Raw genomic sequence first — 13,016 nt, 5'->3', positions numbered from 1 at the left:
GTCAGCGTTCCGCCATGCCGGCGCGCCGGCGCAGGGCCGACACGTCGGTGACCACGATGCGCCGGCCCTCGGTGCGCAGCCAGCCCCGGGTCGCGAACGAGCCGATCGCCTGGTTGACGCTCTGCCGGGAGCCGCCGGCCATCTCGGCGAGCTGGCTCTGGTTGAGCTCGATCGTGATCATCGGGGCCTGACTGTCGCCGGCGAGCCGTACGAGGGTCTTGGCGACCCGGCCCGGCAGGTCGAGGAACACGTGGTCGGCGTTCTGCTCGGTGAGGCGGCGGATGAGGCCGCCGACCGAGCGCATCACCGCGTCGAGGATGCGCGGGTTGGAGTGCACCAGGTCCATGAACGCCACGCGGGACAGCGCCAGCGCCTGGCTGTCCTCGATCGCCTCCGCGCTCGCCGAGCGGGTGGAGGCGTCCAGCAGCGAGACCTCGCCGAGCACGTCGGGCGGGCGGACCACGGTCAGCACCGCCCGCTCGCCGGTCGGCGCGGTGCGGAAGACGGCGATCGCGCCGCGGCGCAGCACGATGAGCGAGTCCCCGGGGTCGTTCTCGACGAAGAGGATCTGCCCCTTGCGGTAGGTGCGGGGCACGGCCGCGGCGATCACCCGCTGGCGCACGTCGGGCTCCAGCCCGGCGAACATCTCCACGCCCGTGAGCGCGTCGCCCGGCTCCGGCAGCCGATGGTCCACGGTCAGTCCTTCCCCCGGTCGGGACCACCGTCGACTCCGCTGTCCGACGCCGGCCCCTCGACGCGAACGATCACTCTTAGCATGTAGAGCGTCATCCACGCCATTTGATACCTGCAGAGCGCTTGCTCGATCATTTCGCGGATGTCGCTGGCTGTACACCCCCCAATCGCCGCTCGTGACAATCGACGGCCACTGTCGCCCACCGTGTCCGTTGATGTCACCGTGCGTACCGGGATAATCGCCGCCGTGCCGGACCACGACCTCCTTCGATCCACCCTGCGCGACCAGTGGCATCTCGTCCCCGCCGAGATATCGGCGCTGCCCGGCGGGCTGCTCTCCGACGGCTGGGACGTGACCGCGGGCGGTGAGCGCTTCGTCGCCCGCCTCGCGGAGTCCGCCTGCCGCCAGCCCGTCGAGGCCGGGCTGGCCGCCGCCGAGCACCTGCGCGGCACGGGGATCGAGGCGGGGCGGCCGGTACGGACCCTGGCCGGCGCGCTCACCGTCGAGACGCCGTACGGTGCCCTCGCCGTGCTGCGCCGCGCTCCCGGCCGCACGCTCGACGGCCGCGACCCGGTCGACCAGCAGTTCTGGGGCGACCGGCTGGGCGCGGTGCACCGGGCCCTGCAGGGTTTCCACCACCCCGGGCTGCGCCGCTGGAACCTGCTCGACCCCGACGCCCCGCACCTCGCGGTCGAGCCGTGGGTACGCCCCGCCGTCGCCGACGCGGTCACGGCGATGACCCGGCTGACCGTCACCGACCGGCTGACCTACGGGGTGCTGCACGGCGACCCGGCCCCGGAGATCTTCCTGGTCGACCCGGCGACCGGACGTGCCGGCCTGCTCGACTGCGGGGCGGGCGGCACCGGCCCGCTGCTCTACGACGTGGCCGCCGCAGTGGTGTACGCGGGCGGCCAGGACACGTCCGCGGAGCTGCTCGACGGCTACCTGGCGGCCGGCCCCGTGGAGCAGGACGAGCTGTGCGCCGCGCTGCCGGTCATGTTGCGGTTCCGCTGGGCCGTGCACGCCGACCGGGCCGCCCGCAGGCTCGCCGCGGGCGACGGCGACGCCGGCCTGGAGGTGCTCCGGCGGGCGCGGGAGGCCCTGACGGCGGAGGCGGACCCGCGGTAGGCGAGGATGGGCCCCGATGGTCTACCGCTATTTCTACGACTGCGAATTCATCGAGGACGGCCGCACGGTCGACCTGGTCTCGATCGGCATCGTCGACGAGTACGGCCGGGAGTTCTACGCGGTCTCGACGGAGTTCGACGACACCCGCGCCGTGCCGTGGGTGCGCCGCAACGTGCTCGACAAGCTGCCGTCGCCCGCCGACCCGGCGTGGCGCTCGCGCGAGCGCATCCGCGACGACCTGTACGCGTTCCTGGTCGAGCCGGTGCAGGGCCGCGGCGAGCAGATCGAGCTCTGGGCCTGGTACGCGGCGTACGACCACGTCGCCCTGGCCCAGCTGTGGGGCGCGATGCCGGCGCTGCCCCGCGAGATACCCCGGTTCACCAAGGATCTGCGGCAGCGCTGGGACGACCTGGGCCGCCCGCCGCTGCCGACCGCCCAGGGGCGCCACGACGCGCTCGTCGACGCCAAGCACAACCTGGCCCGCTGGAAGGCGATGGGCGGCTGACCCGCGCTCCGTTTCGCCGTTCGCGCCCCGGGAACGTCCGGGGTACGACCGACGGAAGGAACCTGTCATGGCAGACCACGCCGAGCACACCGAGCAGGACAAGCGCGAGAAGCTGAAGGAGCTCGTCAAGGACGCCCGCATCGGGATGCTCACGACGATGACCACGGACGGCAAGCACGTCAGCCGGCCCATGGCGCTGCAGGACGTGGAGTTCGACGGCGACCTCTGGTTCTTCACGTACGCCGACTCCGACCTGGTCGCGCAGATCCGGGCCAACCCGCAGGTGAACGTGTCGTTCAGCGACGCCAAGCAGCACGCCTGGACCTCGGTGTCCGGTTCCGCGGTGCAGACCGACGACCGGGCCAAGGCCGAGGAGCTGTGGAACCCGCTGCTCAAGGCGTGGTTCCCGGACGGCCTGGAGACGCCGAACCTCACGCTGGTGAAGGTGCACGCCGACTCCGCCGAGTACTGGGAGTCCGCGCACAGTTCGAAGGTCGTCACGCTGCTCGGGTACGCGAAGGCCGCCGTCACCGGCAAGACCCCGGACGCCGGGGAGAACGAAACCGTCCGCTTGTAGTGGGGCGTTTTGGTCCGGGGTGGGCCCGGCGACTACAGTGCGTTTGCGGCCCGCCCCCGGACTCGGCAGTGACGCCGGACGACGGATCCCAGGGAGCCGGGCATCTCGCGACCCGATCAGGGAGGACGAGTAATCATGCGTATCGGCGTGCTCACCGGCGGCGGCGACTGCCCCGGTCTCAACGCGGTGATCCGGGCGGTGGTGCGCAAGGGCGTCGCCGCGTACGGTCACGAGTTCGTCGGCTTCCGGGACGGCTGGAAGGGTCCGCTGGAGGGCCTGACGAAGCCGCTCGGCATCGCCGAGGTCCGTGGCATCCTGCCCCGTGGCGGCACGATCCTCGGTTCCTCCCGGACCAACCCGTTCAAGATCGACGGCGGCGTCGAGAAGATCAAGGCGAACCTGGCCGAGCAGGGCGTGGACGCGCTCGTGGCGATCGGCGGCGAGGACACCCTCGGCGTCGCCACCAAGCTCAACGACCTGGGCGTCAAGGTCGTCGGCGTGCCGAAGACGATCGACAACGACCTGAACGCCACCGACTACACCTTCGGCTTCGACACCGCGGTCAACATCGCGATGGAGGCCATCGACCGGCTGCACACCACCGCCGAGTCGCACCACCGCACGCTGGTCGTCGAGGTCATGGGCCGGCACGCCGGCTGGATCGCCCTGCACGCCGGCCTCGCCGGTGGCGCCAACGTGATCCTGCTGCCGGAGCGCAACTTCGACGTGGAGCAGGTCGCCACCTACGTGACCAAGCGCTTCCAGGTCGAGTACGCCCCCATCGTCGTCGTCGCCGAGGGCGCCCAGCCGCTCGAGGGCCAGATGAGCCTGCAGAGCCAGGAGCTCGACGCGTTCGGCCACGTCCGCCTCGGCGGCATCGGCCAGTGGCTCGCCGAGCAGCTGGAGGAGAGGACCGGCAAGGAGGCCCGTACGGTCGTCCTCGGTCACATCCAGCGCGGCGGCACCCCGACCGCGTTCGACCGGGTCCTCGCCACCCGCTTCGGCCTGCAGGCCATCGACGCCGTCCACGAGGGCGACTTCGGCAAGATGATGGCGCTGCGCGGCACCGACATCGTCCGGGTCCCGCTCATCGAGGGCACCGGCGAGCTCAAGACCGTGCCGATCTCGCGGTACGACGAGGCCGAGGTCTTCTTCGGCAGCTGAGCGAATTCATCGCGGACGGGGGCGGGCGGCACACGCCCGCCCCCGGTCTCTTTTCCGGGAGGACTCATGACCGTCGTCGCGGTGCTCGGCGCCGGCAAGATCGGTGAGCTGGTGCTCTCCGGCCTGCTGCGCGCCGGCTGGCCGGCCTCGAACCTGCTCGTCACGGCGCGCCGCCCGGCCCGGGGCGAGGAGCTGCGCGAGCGTTACGGCATCCGGATCGTCGACAACCTGACCGCGGTGGCCGAGGCCGACGTGCTGGCGATCGCGGTCAAGCCGCAGGACGCCGGCACGCTGCTCGGCGAGATCGGCGCGAAGGTCCCCGCCGACAAGCTCGTCGTCTCGCTCTGTGCGGGCCTGCCGACGAGCTTCTTCGCCGCCCGCCTGCCCGAGGGCACCCCGGTGGTGCGGGTCATGACCAACACGCCGGCCCTGGTGGACCAGGCGATGACGGCGATCTCGGCCGGCCCGCACGCGACCGGCGAGCACCTCGCGGTCGCCGAGGAGATGTTCAAGCCGCTGGGCTCGACGATCCGCGTGCCGGAGTCGCAGCAGGACGCGGTGACCGCGCTGTCGGGCTCCGGCCCGGCGTATTTCTACCTGCTCGTCGAGGCGATGATCGACGCGGGCATCCTGCTCGGCCTGCCCCGCCAGGTGGCGCACGAGCTCATCGTGCAGACCGCGATCGGCTCGGCCGTCATGCTGCGCGACTCGGGGGAGCACCCGGTGAAGCTGCGCGAGGCGGTCACGTCGCCGGCCGGCACGACGATCTCGGCGATCCGCGAGCTGGAGAACCACGGCGTCCGTGCGGCCCTGCTGGCCGCCCTCGAGGCGGCACGCGACCGGGCCCGGGAGATCGCCGCCCAGTCCGCCTGAGCCGGGGCCGGGTCTCAGCGCCGTCGGCCACGCCTGTGCGGCCTGTCGCGTCGCGGGTCGTCCCGGGGTGAGACGGTCAGCACGCGCGTCAGCGCCGCGGCCGTCACTGCGCGTACCGTGCCGTGGAAAAGGTCGGCGATGAGTCGTGCGGGGTCGAAGAGGTCCATGCCTCGAGCAAACCGGCCGGGCCGCCGCGGAGACAGCCTTTCGGACGGCCTCGGGCGGGTCCGGGCGCGCGTCGCCGTCCCCGGACGCCGTCGGACAGCGTCGTACGCTGTCGGACATGCAGGTGCCGAGCCCTGAGGCCGTCACGACCGTCGCCGACCTCGCCTACGAGCTGAGGCTGCTGAAGCTGCACGCGGGCGACCCGTCGGTGCGCGACCTGTCGCGCAGGGCCGCCCGCGCCGGTGCGGTCCTGCCGCACTCCACCGCACAGGACGCGCTCGGCGGCAAGCGCGGCCTGCCGCGCCTGGAGACGGTCCTTGCCCTGGTGAGGGCGCTGGACGTCGGGGACGCCGGACCGTGGCGGGACGCCTGGGTGCGCGCCGGTCAGCACCACCGCGGGCTCACCAGGCGTGGACCGGCCGCCACCGCGTCTGTCGCCCCTGCCACACCGGTCCGGCAGGGAACCCGGATCGCCGTGGTGAACGCCGCCCGGGGCGCCGCCCTGGTCGAGACGCTGCCGCTCGGCGAGGTGGTGACGCAGCTGGCGGAGATGTCCGACGAGGCCGCGGCGCGCCGCCTGGAGATCGCTCTGCCGGCGCGGACCGCCGAGGCGCTCGCGGAGATGGACGATCGCCGGGCCGCAGACATCCTCGCCGCCATGCGGACGGACCTCGCCGCGGCCGCGGTGGCCGTCATGCGTCCGTCCGCGGCCGCCCGCCTCTTCGCCGGTATGGACGCAAGCACGAGATCGGAGATCACTCGCCTGCTGACCACCGATCAGGTGGCGGCGATTCGCGCGGAGAGTTAGTACCAGATCGCGATCCGGGCGCCGTTGTTCTCCTCCGGGGGGCTGGGGTGGCTCAGCGCCGCCCCGGTCGCCATCCGGTGGGCGCTCCACGCCACGGCGGCCGCGTCCAGGATGTCGTCCGGCGGGGCCTGGCCGGCCGGGCCGAGCTGGTCGGGGAGCACGATGCCGTGCCGGGCGAGCAGGTCGCGGCGGCGGGCCTGACCGCTCCAGGTCTTCTTCGCGTACGCCAGCGGCTCGCCGGCCATCTGGCGGAAGGACACCTCGGGGTGGGCCTCGAACAGCAGGCCGGGGTGGCGTTCCCAGATGGCGTTGGCCTCGAGCAGCTTGGGCCGCAGCGCCCACGACTGGCGGCTCAGCCCGGCGCCGGTGAGCTCGCGGCAGAGCCGGTTGGCGGCGGCGAAGTCGGGCTCCTGCCAGACCGCGCGGGGCGGCACCCGGAACACGCTGCCGCGGCGTGGGCCGAGCTGATCGGCGGCGAGGGTGTCGGCGGCACGCCAGCGGTCGGGCAGCATGCCGAGCGGGATGTCGACGCCGATGACGGCCGCGCCGGAGCTGCCCGCGACGATCTCGTAGAGGGTGGACGCGAGCATGGCCCGCCCGAAGTGGCCGTCGCGCAGCTCCACTCCGACCCAGCCCAGGGCGTACGCGTCGACGCCGATGACGTGAAGACTCATGGGGAGGCCGCTCAGCGGGGGAGGAGCTTCTCGATGGCGGACACCAGGCGCTCGTCGTCGGGTTGCGTACCGGGGTCGAAGCGGGCCTCGACCGTGCCGTCCGGGCCGACGAGGAACTTCTCGAAGTTCCACTGGATGTCGCCGCCCTCGCCGACGAGCTCGCGGTAGAGCGGGTGCCGTCCCGGCCCGTTGACTTCGATCTTCTCCGTCAGCGGGAACGTGACGCCATAGTTGACCTGGCAGAACTGGTCGATGTCGGCGGCGCTTCCGGGCTCCTGGCCGGCGAACTGGTTGCAGGGCGCGCCCAGCACGACCAGGCCGCGCCCGGCGTAGGTGCGGTAGAGCTGCTCGAGGCCGGCGTACTGCGGGGTGAGGCCGCACTTGGAGGCCACGTTGACCACGAGGACGACATTGCCGCGGTACTGCCGCAGATCGGCGGATCCGCCGGTGAGGGCGTCGAGGTCGACGTCGAAGATGGTCATGACCGCAGACTACGCGCTGTGCCCGTATGAGTGCACGCCGTGGCGCCCTGAGCGGCGAAGTTAAAAGACCGTCTAATACCTCGTCACCTTCTTGACTCAAGTTCATAGATGTGACTACCGTCTCTTCAACTTCCCTTTGGAAAGTTTCCTAACTGTTGGTTGTGAGGAGACGCAGTGAAGAAATCCCTCCGCCGCGCCCTGTGGGCCGGGGCGATCGTGGCGGTGGCCTCCGCCGCGGTCCCCATGGTCCAGGCGTCCGCCGCCGCGGCCTGTGCTTCCCCGTGGAGTTCGACCGCGGTCTACACCAAGGACATGGCTGCTTCACAGAACGGTCACAACTACACCGCCAAGTGGTGGACGCAGAACGAGAGCCCGGCGACCCACAGCGGCCAGTGGGACGTCTGGATCGACAACGGCACCTGCGGCGGCGGCACCACGGACCCGACCACCCCGCCGACGACTCCTCCGACCACCCCGCCCACCACGCCGCCCACGACCCCGCCGACCCAGCCCCCGGGCCCCGGTGGCAAGAACGTCGTGGGCTACTTCGCCGAGTGGGGCGTCTACGGGCGCAACTACCACGTGAAGAACATCGTCACGAGCGGCTCGGCCTCCAAGCTGACGCACATCCTCTACGCGTTCGGCAACACCACCGGCGGCCAGTGCTCCATCGGTGACTCGTACGCCGACTACGACCGGGCGTACACCGCGGCGGAGAGCGTCGACGGCGTCGCCGACACCTGGGACACCGGCGCGCTGCGCGGCTCCTTCAACCAGCTGCGCAAGCTCAAGAAGGCGTACCCGAACATCAAGGTGATCTGGTCGTTCGGCGGCTGGACCTGGTCCGGCGGCTTCACCCAGGCCGCCGCGAACCCGACCGGCTTCGCGAACTCCTGCTACAACCTGGTCAAGGACTCCCGCTGGGCGGACGTCTTCGACGGCATCGACATCGACTGGGAGTACCCGAACGCCTGCGGCCTGTCCTGCGACAGCAGCGGCCCGGCGGCGTACAACAACGTGATCACCGCGCTGCGCAACAAGTTCGGCGCGAACTTCCTGATCACCTCGGCGATCTCGGCCGACGGCTCCAACGGCGGCAAGCTCGACGTGGCCGACTACGCCTCCGGCATCGCGAAGCTCAACCTGGTCTTCCCGATGACGTACGACTACTTCGGCGCCTTCAACGCGCAGGGCCCGACCGCCCCGCACTCGCCGCTGACGTCGTACGCCGGCATCCCGCAGCAGGGCTTCTGGTCCGACGCGGCGATCCAGAAGCTCAAGAGCAAGGGCGTCCCGGCGAGCAAGATGCTGCTCGGCATCGGCTTCTACGGTCGCGGCTGGACCGGCGTCACGCAGAGCGCCCCGGGCGGCTCGGCGACCGGCGCCGCCCCGGGCACGTACGAGGCCGGCATCGAGGACTACAAGGTCCTCAAGAACAGCTGCCCGGCCACCGGCACCGTCGGCGGCACGGCGTACGCCAAGTGCGGCAGCAACTGGTGGAGCTACGACACCCCGGCGACCATCGGCGGCAAGATGACGTACGCCAAGAACCAGGGTCTCGGCGGAGCCTTCTTCTGGGAGTTCTCCGGTGACACCAGCAACGGCGAACTGATCACCGCGATCAGCAACGGCCTGCGGTAAGCAGTCCTAGAGAGTGGGGCGCCGGGGATCCTCCCGGCGCCCCTTTCTCGTCCCTGGTTAGGCTTTCGACATGCGCCGAGAGTGGCATCAGCTCAGTCATCCCGGGGTCGGTGCGACCGCCCTGCAGACCTCCCGTCCGTCCACCGCCGAGGACTCGGCGCTCGGCCTCGACCGGTGGCGCGAGCTGCCGCGCGTGCAGATGCCGCCGTGGCCGGACATGCACGAGGTCGTCGAGGTCTGCAAGGTCCTCGACAACGTCCCCTCGATCGTCGCGCCGTACGAGGTCGACCAGCTGCGTCACAAGCTCGCCGAGGTGTGCGAGGGCCGGGCTTTCCTGCTGCAGGGCGGCGACTGCGCCGAGACCTTCGCCGACAACACCGAGAGCCACCTGCTGGCCAACGCGCGCACGCTGCTGCAGATGGCGGTGGTGCTCACGTACGGCGCCTCCATGCCGGTGGTCAAGGTGGCCCGGGTGGCCGGGCAGTACACCAAGCCGCGCTCCGCGCCGACGGACTCGCTGGGGCTGCCGGCGTACCGCGGTGACCTGATCAACTCGCTGGAGGCGGACGAGGCGGCCCGCGTCGCCGACCCGCAGCGCATGATCCGGGCGTACGCGAACAGCGCCGCGGCGATGAACATGCTGCGGGCGTACCTCGCGGGTGGTCTTGCCGATCTTGCGGGTCTGCACGACTGGAACAAGGACTTCGTCCGGGCGTCGCCCGCCGGTGAGCGCTACGAGGCCATCGCGCGCGAGATCGACCGGGCCCTCGACTTCATCCGGGCCTGCGGCATGACCGATGACGAGGCGCTGCGGACGGTCAGCCTGTACTGCTCGCACGAGGCGCTGGCGCTGGAGTACGACCGCGCGCTGACCCGGGTCTCCGACGGCAGGGCGTACGGTCTGTCCGGGCACTTCCTCTGGGTGGGTGAGCGGACCCGCCAGCTGGACCACGCCCACATCGACTTCATCAGCCGCATCGCCAACCCGATCGGCGTGAAGCTCGGCCCCGGCACCTCCCCGGAGACAGCGATCGAGCTGTGCGAGAAGCTGAACCCGGAGAACGTCCCGGGCCGGCTCACGCTGATCAGCCGGATGGGCAACGGCAAGGTGCGCGAGGCGCTCCCGCCGATCGTGGAGAAGGTGAGCGCGTCGGGCGCCAAGGTCGTGTGGCAGTGCGACCCGATGCACGGCAACACCCACGAGTCGTCCAACGGCTACAAGACCCGGCACTTCGACCGGATCGTCGACGAGGTGCTCGGCTACTTCGAGGTGCACCGCGGGCTCGGCACCCACCCCGGCGGCATCCACGTCGAGCTGACCGGCGAGGACGTCACCGAGTGCCTCGGCGGCGCGCAGGGCATCGAGGACCTCGACCTGCCGGACCGCTACGAGACCGCCTGCGACCCGCGGCTCAACACCCAGCAGAGCCTGGAGCTGGCGTTCCTCGTGGCGGAGATGCTCCGTGGCTGACCTGCGCTCGGACACCGTCACCCGGCCGACGCCGGAGATGCGTGCGGCCATGGCGTCCGCGCCGGTGGGCGACGACGTCTTCGGCGACGACCCGACCGTCAACGAGCTCGAGGCGCACGTCGCGCGGCTGTTCGGGCACGAGGCGGCGCTGTTCGCCCCGTCCGGCACGATGGCCAACCAGATCGCGATGCAGCTGGTCGTGCCGGCGGGGGAGGAGCTGCTCGCCGGGGCTGACGCGCACGTCGTCACGTACGAGCTGGGCGCCGCGGCCGCGCTGGGCGGCATCTCGACCCGGACCTGGCCCTCGCGGGGCGCCGCGCTGGACGTCGACGAAATCGCGGCGATGATCCGCCCGGCCGGCTACCCGTCGGTGCCGACGAGGGCGATCGCCGTCGAGCAGACCCACAACCTCGGCGGCGGGGGCGTCGTCCCGCTGGCCACGCTGCACCGCCTGCACGAGGTCGCCGTGAACGCCGGTGTGGCGCTGCACTGCGACGGCGCCCGCATCTGGCATGCGCACGTCGCGGACGGGGTGCCGCTGTTCGCGTACGGGCAGCTCTTCGACACCCTGTCGGTCTGCCTGTCGAAGGGGCTCGGCGCGCCGGTCGGGTCGCTGATCGTGGGCTCCGCCGAGCGCATCGCCCGGGCCCGGCAGCTCCGCAAGCGGATGGGCGGCGGCATGCGCCAGGTCGGCATCCTCGCGGCCGCCGGCCGGTACGCCCTCGACCACCACGTCGAGCGCCTCGCGCAGGACCACGCCCGGGCCCGCCGCCTCGCCGAGGCCCTCGAACCCTTCGGCGTGGTCGACGCCGCGGAGGTCCGCACGAACCTCGTCCCGCTGGACCTGACGAAGGCGCCGATGGACGCGCCGACGCTGGTCGCCCGGGCGGCGGAACGCGACGTCCGCATCACGGTGATGCTGCCCCGCCTGGCCCGCGCGGTCACCCACCTCGACGTGGACGACGACGACATCGACCGCACGATCGAGGTCCTCTCCGGCCTCCTGCGCGCCGCCTGAGCCGGCGCGTCCGACCCGCCACCGAAAGTGAGAACCCGCGATGAGCCGCCGTGCCACCGGCACCTTCACCACCACGTTCGAGCCGCTGTCGACCGACGACGAGACGCTCGGCCGCATGCGGGTCCACAAGACGATCGAGGGCGACCTCACCGGCACCGGCCGCGCCCAGATGCTGTCGGTCGGCACCCCGGTCGAGGGCTCCGCCGGCTACGTCGCCATCGACCGCATCACCGGCACGCTGCACGGCCGCAGCGGCAGCTTCGTGCTGCAGCACTTCGGTCTCATGGACCGCGGGTCGGGCACGCTGACCGTCCGGGTCGTGCCGGATTCGGGTACGGACGAGCTCACCGGCCTCACCGGCACGTTCGAGATCGACAACAGCTCGGGCGAGCACCGGTACGTCTTCGACTACGACATCACGCCGCACTGAGCCGGACGGCGAGGTTCGTCGGGAACAGCGCGAACGTCTCCCGCTCGCCCACCGGGCCGGCGGACGTGTCCGGCTCCATGGTGAACGCCTGGCACACCATGGCGACCAGCAGCGTCGCCTCCATGAGGGCCAGGTTGCGGCCCGGGCAGACCCGCGGGCCGCTGCCGAACGGCAGGTACGGCTGCTGCCCCGGCGTCGCGTGGCCCAGCTGCCGGTCGGGGCGGAACTCGCCGGGTTCCGGGTACCGGTCCGCGTCGGTGGCCGAGCCGTACGCCTGCAGCACGAAGATCGGCGTGCCCTTGCCGACGCGCAGGCCGCCGACCGTGGTGTCGGCCAGCGGCTCCATGATGACGAACGGCGACGGGGGCCGCAGGCGGAGCGCCTCGTCGACCACCGCGCCGGCGAGCCGCAGCCGGGTCAGGGCCGACGCGTCGCCCGGCGTGCCGTCCGGGCCGAGCACCTCGGCGGCCTCGGCGCGCACGCGGGCCTGCACGTCCGGATGCGTGGCCAGGTAGTGCACGGCCCAGGCGGTCGCCGCCGCGGTGCTCTCCTGCCCGGCGACGATCATGGTGAGCACGCTGCCCACCACGTCCGACGCGCTCAGCGGGTCATCGCCGTCGAGATCCGCGCGAGCCAGCGCGGTCAGGAAGTCGCCCGGGGTGCCGCCCTCGGCCATCCGGCGGCGGGCTTCGCCGTACCGTTCGAGGATGACCCGCCGGGCCTCGGCGACGGCCGCGTCGACCCGGCGGTCGGCGGGGAGCCGCACGAACCGCCAGTACGGCAGCGGGCTGTTCAGGCGGCGCCGCAGCGCGGCGAACACGAGCGTGAGGTGCCGGTGCAACCCGCCGTCACCGCCCGCGCCGAGGTCGTGCCCCATGGTCACGCCGGTCACCACCTCGAGCGTGTACCGCGTCAGATCGTCGAGCACGTCGACGCGCTCGCCGGTGTCCGCCGCGGCCCGCCAGCGGTCGCGCAGCCGCGCGGCCGACGCGGCGACCGTGCCGAACGACGCGCGCAGGGACGCGCCGGTGAGGCCGCGGGTGCCGATGCGGCGCAACCGGCGCCAGTCGTCGCCCTCGGCACTGAACAGGCCGTACCCGCCGAGTTCGTCGATCAGGTCGGAGACGAACCGGCCCCGGCGGAAGACGCCGGGGCGCTCCCGGAACACCGCCTCGACGACGGCCGGCTCCGAGGTGACCACGGCGGTCGTGCCGGGCAGGCGCATCCGGTACGTGGGGCCGTACCGCTCGCGCCACCGGTAGAGCGCCTTGTGCGGCGTGCCACCGCGGGCGAACGCGGGCAGGTTGCCGAGCAGGGGAAGGCCACGAGGCCCCGGCAGGGCGGCGACGGTCGTCGGTTCGGTGAGCATGCGGGCGAAGTTAACAG

14 protein-coding genes are annotated in these 13,016 nt (G+C 72.1%); 10 read left to right on the top strand and 4 right to left on the bottom strand.

What is annotated here, in order from left to right; all coding sequences use genetic code 11:
• Window position 1: 1 nt before the first annotated feature.
• Complete coding sequence (locus AB0K03_RS16345) at window positions 2–694, bottom strand: Crp/Fnr family transcriptional regulator (protein WP_199516082.1); 693 nt, start codon at window positions 692–694, stop codon at window positions 2–4.
• 204 nt (window positions 695–898) lie between these two features.
• On the opposite strand from AB0K03_RS16345, the gene AB0K03_RS16340 reads away from it, so the two are divergent.
• The 6 genes from AB0K03_RS16340 to AB0K03_RS16315 all read left to right on the top strand — a co-directional run bounded on the left by AB0K03_RS16340 (window position 899) and on the right by AB0K03_RS16315 (window position 5,914).
• Window positions 899–1,822 carry a phosphotransferase gene (locus AB0K03_RS16340; protein WP_364685016.1) on the top strand — a complete coding sequence of 308 codons (924 nt, stop codon included), beginning with the start codon at window positions 899–901 and terminating at the stop codon, window positions 1,820–1,822.
• Window positions 1,823–1,838: 16 nt separating this feature from the next.
• On the top strand, window positions 1,839–2,327 hold the full coding sequence (locus tag AB0K03_RS16335) for a polyadenylate-specific 3'-exoribonuclease AS (RefSeq protein ID WP_364685014.1): 489 nt from the start codon (window positions 1,839–1,841) through the stop codon (window positions 2,325–2,327).
• Between the two features lie 67 nt (window positions 2,328–2,394).
• Entirely contained in the window at window positions 2,395–2,904 is a 510-nt protein-coding gene (locus tag AB0K03_RS16330) for a pyridoxamine 5'-phosphate oxidase family protein (RefSeq protein ID WP_364685012.1), read from the top strand.
• 135 nt (window positions 2,905–3,039) lie between these two features.
• Window positions 3,040–4,068 carry a 6-phosphofructokinase gene (locus AB0K03_RS16325; protein WP_364685011.1) on the top strand — a complete coding sequence of 343 codons (1,029 nt, stop codon included), beginning with the start codon at window positions 3,040–3,042 and terminating at the stop codon, window positions 4,066–4,068.
• Between the two features lie 66 nt (window positions 4,069–4,134).
• A complete protein-coding gene (proC, locus tag AB0K03_RS16320; protein WP_364685009.1) occupies window positions 4,135–4,941 on the top strand; it encodes a pyrroline-5-carboxylate reductase in 807 nt (268 codons plus the stop codon).
• A 283-nt stretch (window positions 4,942–5,224) separates the two neighbouring features.
• Complete coding sequence (locus AB0K03_RS16315) at window positions 5,225–5,914, top strand: magnesium transporter MgtE N-terminal domain-containing protein (RefSeq protein ID WP_364685007.1); 690 nt, start codon at window positions 5,225–5,227, stop codon at window positions 5,912–5,914.
• On the opposite strand, the gene AB0K03_RS16310 is transcribed toward AB0K03_RS16315, so the two are convergent.
• Window positions 5,911–6,588, bottom strand: a complete 678-nt coding sequence (locus AB0K03_RS16310) for a DUF429 domain-containing protein (protein ID WP_364685005.1) — start codon at window positions 6,586–6,588, stop codon at window positions 5,911–5,913. The genes AB0K03_RS16315 and AB0K03_RS16310 overlap by 4 nt on opposite strands.
• An 11-nt stretch (window positions 6,589–6,599) precedes the next feature.
• Window positions 6,600–7,070, bottom strand: coding sequence for a glutathione peroxidase (locus AB0K03_RS16305; RefSeq protein ID WP_364685003.1), 471 nt, complete (start codon window positions 7,068–7,070; stop codon window positions 6,600–6,602).
• Between the two features lie 174 nt (window positions 7,071–7,244).
• Between AB0K03_RS16305 and AB0K03_RS16300 the strand changes: the two genes are divergently transcribed.
• The 4 genes from AB0K03_RS16300 (at window position 7,245) to AB0K03_RS16285 (ending at window position 11,630) form a co-directional block, all read left to right on the top strand.
• Window positions 7,245–8,711: a glycosyl hydrolase family 18 protein gene (locus AB0K03_RS16300; RefSeq protein ID WP_364685001.1), complete on the top strand. Its 1,467-nt coding sequence runs from the start codon at window positions 7,245–7,247 to the stop codon at window positions 8,709–8,711.
• Between the two features lie 70 nt (window positions 8,712–8,781).
• Entirely contained in the window at window positions 8,782–10,182 is a 1,401-nt protein-coding gene (locus AB0K03_RS16295) for a class II 3-deoxy-7-phosphoheptulonate synthase (RefSeq protein ID WP_364684999.1), read from the top strand.
• A complete protein-coding gene (locus AB0K03_RS16290) occupies window positions 10,175–11,200 on the top strand; it encodes a GntG family PLP-dependent aldolase (RefSeq protein WP_364684998.1) in 1,026 nt (341 codons plus the stop codon). The genes AB0K03_RS16295 and AB0K03_RS16290 overlap by 8 nt, the downstream gene beginning before the upstream one ends.
• 40 nt (window positions 11,201–11,240) lie before the next feature.
• Entirely contained in the window at window positions 11,241–11,630 is a 390-nt protein-coding gene (locus AB0K03_RS16285; RefSeq protein ID WP_364684996.1) for a DUF3224 domain-containing protein, read from the top strand.
• Here AB0K03_RS16285 and AB0K03_RS16280 read toward each other — a convergent pair.
• Window positions 11,617–12,999, bottom strand: a complete 1,383-nt coding sequence (locus AB0K03_RS16280) for a cytochrome P450 (protein ID WP_364684994.1) — start codon at window positions 12,997–12,999, stop codon at window positions 11,617–11,619. The two genes, AB0K03_RS16285 and AB0K03_RS16280, sit on opposite strands and share 14 nt — an antisense overlap.
• Window positions 13,000–13,016: the final 17 nt, after the last annotated feature.

The organism is Actinoplanes sp. NPDC049316, from assembly GCF_040677315.1.
GTDB lineage: Bacteria > Actinomycetota > Actinomycetes > Mycobacteriales > Micromonosporaceae > Actinoplanes.
The sequence above is the reverse complement of the archived record's forward strand: the minus strand, read 5'-3'. Positions and strand labels throughout refer to the sequence as shown.

What these genes read in the sequence shown, in the direction of transcription:
- AB0K03_RS16330 (WP_364685012.1), top strand. Translation starts at nt 2,395, where the DNA reads ATGGCAGACCACGCCGAGCACACCGAGCAGGACAAGCGCGAGAAGCTG.
- AB0K03_RS16325 (WP_364685011.1), top strand. Translation starts at nt 3,040, where the DNA reads ATGCGTATCGGCGTGCTCACCGGCGGCGGCGACTGCCCCGGTCTCAAC.
- proC (WP_364685009.1), top strand. Translation starts at nt 4,135, where the DNA reads ATGACCGTCGTCGCGGTGCTCGGCGCCGGCAAGATCGGTGAGCTGGTG.
- AB0K03_RS16295 (WP_364684999.1), top strand. Translation starts at nt 8,782, where the DNA reads ATGCGCCGAGAGTGGCATCAGCTCAGTCATCCCGGGGTCGGTGCGACC.
- AB0K03_RS16310 (WP_364685005.1), bottom strand. Translation starts at nt 6,588, where the DNA reads ATGAGTCTTCACGTCATCGGCGTCGACGCGTACGCCCTGGGCTGGGTC.
- AB0K03_RS16315 (WP_364685007.1), top strand. Translation starts at nt 5,225, where the DNA reads ATGCAGGTGCCGAGCCCTGAGGCCGTCACGACCGTCGCCGACCTCGCC.
- AB0K03_RS16305 (WP_364685003.1), bottom strand. Translation starts at nt 7,070, where the DNA reads ATGACCATCTTCGACGTCGACCTCGACGCCCTCACCGGCGGATCCGCC.
- AB0K03_RS16285 (WP_364684996.1), top strand. Translation starts at nt 11,241, where the DNA reads ATGAGCCGCCGTGCCACCGGCACCTTCACCACCACGTTCGAGCCGCTG.
- AB0K03_RS16335 (WP_364685014.1), top strand. Translation starts at nt 1,839, where the DNA reads ATGGTCTACCGCTATTTCTACGACTGCGAATTCATCGAGGACGGCCGC.
- AB0K03_RS16280 (WP_364684994.1), bottom strand. Translation starts at nt 12,999, where the DNA reads ATGCTCACCGAACCGACGACCGTCGCCGCCCTGCCGGGGCCTCGTGGC.